Annotated in this window: 2 protein-coding genes and 1 pseudogene; 1 reads left to right on the top strand and 2 read right to left on the bottom strand. The window is 45.5% G+C overall.

All coding sequences use genetic code 11. The features are described 5' to 3' along the window. The coding region (locus ACP45E_RS13615; RefSeq protein ID WP_347229984.1) for a peroxidase family protein at nucleotides 1-553 on the top strand (553 nt) is incomplete at its 5' end. A 210-nt stretch (nucleotides 554-763) separates the two neighbouring features. On the opposite strand, the gene ACP45E_RS13620 is transcribed toward ACP45E_RS13615, so the two are convergent. Continuing rightward, on the bottom strand, nucleotides 764-1,660 hold the full coding sequence (locus tag ACP45E_RS13620; RefSeq protein ID WP_017037410.1) for a LysR family transcriptional regulator: 897 nt from the start codon (nucleotides 1,658-1,660) through the stop codon (nucleotides 764-766). Between the two features lie 332 nt (nucleotides 1,661-1,992). After that, nucleotides 1,993-3,118, bottom strand: a pseudogene (locus tag ACP45E_RS13625) (thrombospondin type 3 repeat-containing protein); the annotation flags it as partial.

Below are 3,118 nucleotides of genomic sequence, written 5' to 3' on the forward strand. Positions count from 1 at the left end.
CTTTACCCCAGGGCGAGCCGATGCAACACAACAAAACACAGATGTGGCTTCTTTTGCTGTGCTTGAACCGCATGCTGATGGCTTCCGTAATTTTTATGAAGGCAATTTTTATCAAAAAAGCGATGATCAGAGTGGCTATTCGCTGTCTCCGGTTGAGGCGTTGGTCGACAAAGCAGACCAGCTGACGTTAACTGTCCCAGAGATGACGGTGCTTATCGGAGGAATGCGCGCACTGAATACGAATACAGATCGTAGCTCTCATGGTGTGTTTACCGACCAGCCGGGTACGCTCAATAATGATTATTTTGTGCATTTGTTGGATATGTCCATTCAGTGGCGAAAAGCGAAATCAGAAGGCATATACGAGGGTGTTGAGCTGAAAACAGGTAAGGTGAAATACACGGCAACACCGGTGGATTTGATCTTTGGTTCAAACTCAGAGCTCAGAGCCGTTGCAGAAGTGTACGCTTTTGATAACGCAAAAAATCGTTTTGTTACCGATTTTGTTCAGGCTTGGGTTAAGGTCATGCAGCTTGATCTTGAGCGCCATTAATTCATTTAGGCAAGACTAAACTGAAGAGGTTCGGTTTCAGAGAGTGAGTGATCTGTTTGTTTGGTTACAAAAAATCACTCACTCTCTTGTAAACAATCGCTTCTAATAAACAATCGCATCTAATATAAGATAGCGTCTAACAAAAAATAGCGTCTAATTAAAATAGCGTCTTATCGCTTTTTCATCCCTCGAGGACACTTGGATCCCAGATCACTTCATCTTTAAGTCTCTATTCGGAATCATCTGGTCGCTGTTTTTAAAGTTTTCATAAAACCACTTTACTACCGGCTTGTTGTGTAAGGCCGCTTTTGTGGTAACAAAATACATGTTGGCCGTCATGAATGGACTTTCATCATAGACATAGTGTTTTTCTAAGTCGGGAAGGATATCCGTTCGGCAGATACCGATAAAAGGGGTCTCTTTCACCACCTGAAAATAGGTCGTCGCGTTTTGAGTGACAAATCCAACCTGTTTTTCCGGTGTCACGCCAAAATACTGGTGAAAATAATCGCCCGTTTGCCCCAGCCAAGAATATTTAGCGAACTTGGTTTTTTCGTCTATGTCATTCACGCTGATGGAGTCGTGATACTTCTTAGACGCAATCAGTGAGACGTTGAACTCGCCGATATGCTCTGAAATAAAGCTATTGGCTTTATTGGGGTAGCCATCCAACATAAAATCCAGTTCGCCATTCACCAGTGCGGTATAGGCTTCGTCATAAGAGCCGTATCTGTGCGCTTCGTTAATGACGAGAGCAACATCAAACTCTTGATTGTATTCCACCAGTTTTTCAACCAAATTCGAGGAGGATAGCTGTGGTGGGATAAGCACGTTAACGCAGTGACTGTCGGATTTAAACAGGTTATAAGTGCTCACAAGTTCTGTATTAGTCACGGTTAATCGTTCGTAAAGCGTATGGGCATAAACCGTCGGACGAAATTCGCCTTTGACGTTGATAAACAACTGAACTTCGCTGTCTTCTTCCAGTTCATTGATTGCCCTAGAAATGGTGGCTATCGACATACCCAGGTTTGCCGAGGCATCACGATAGTTTCCCTGAGAGTACACTTCACTAAAGATAATAATATTTTTTAACTGCTTACTCATCTTTCCCTGTCTTATTGTTAGATAGATCAACAAGAGTATAGCGTAGATAAATAAAAAGGTATTATTAGGTAAGTCAAGCTTATACATTGTTCATACTATAGTTTAGGGGCTTAATTTAGGATCTTTGTCGATGGATCTCGGTGTGCGTTCACCGCCTAGCACTTAGGAAGTCAACGCACAGCGCATGACAATATCTTTTAAGACAACAATCATTCTCAAGTAACCATCACTCTCAAGTAACCATCACTCTCAAGTAACCATTATTCTTTAATAACAATCATTCCTAAATAACGATTATTTGCAAATAACGATGAGTTGCAAATAACAATGGCCTATTCGACCTTTATGTTGCCAGCAAGCGATGGGCCGTTGATATTGGCACTGTTTGAAGGTGTCACTAACAGCGTGTAAATCCCTATTTCACTCAACGTAAAATTGGGAATAACGCCGCCGCTCGCCTCTCCTTTTAATAGCACTGACCCATTGGGCGTTTTCCATTGGTACAACACTTTTTCCCCAGGAGCGCCTTGGTTTTGATCCCAGGTATACGTAGCCCCAACGCTCTCTCCTGGTTGGATCGCTGATTTAGACATATCAAACTGTGTCAATGTCGGCACGTTCTTGACCAATGGGTCGCTGCCTTGGTTGTATTCGTCGAGGTTGGACACCCCATCCCCGTCAGCATCCCCAGCGGCATCAGAACCAGGGTTTACATCTGGGTCGGCACCATTGGGGATACCATCGCCATCGGAATCTTCATTGCCTTGTATAATCGGGCTGTTAGGGTCGGCGGGATCGCTGCCTTGCTGATACTCCGCCTGGTTTTGAATGCCATCACCATCAAAATCTCCCGATGCATTGTAGTCGGTATCCGCACCATTGACCGTACCGTCGCCATCCAGATCTTGATTTCCTGCGTAAAGTGGGATGTTTGGATCGGTCGGGTTCCCATCATTTTGATACTCGGTTTGGTTGCTTTGACCATCACTGTCCTCATCGCTAGAAGAGCTGTAATCGTCGTCGATGCCATTGGGGTCGCCATCGTCATCTAAATCTTCGTTTCCCGCGAATACCGGGTTATTGGCATCTGCCGGGTCGGAGCCTGCGCCGTATTCTTCGCCATTGCTAAAGCCATCGCCATCGCCATCGTTAGTGGGAAGGTAATCTTCATCGACGCCATTGGGGATACCGTCTGCGTCGAGGTCTTCGTTCCCTGCATAAACGGGGTCGTTCGGGTTGGTTGGGTCACTGCCTTCGATATATTCCTGTTCATTAGTGAGGCCATCACCGTCTTGATCGGCATTCGGATCGTAATGTTCATCAACACCGTTCGGGATTCGATTGCCGTCCACATCGCTATTACCTGCATAAATCGGGGAGTTGCCATCCAGTGGATCACTGCCCGCGGTGGTTTCCTCGCCATTGGTTAAACCGTCGCCGTCTGCGTCGGCGCTGGCG

The sequence above is a fragment of the Vibrio genomosp. F10 str. 9ZD137 genome (assembly GCF_049974785.1).
Classification (GTDB): Bacteria; Pseudomonadota; Gammaproteobacteria; order Enterobacterales; family Vibrionaceae; genus Vibrio.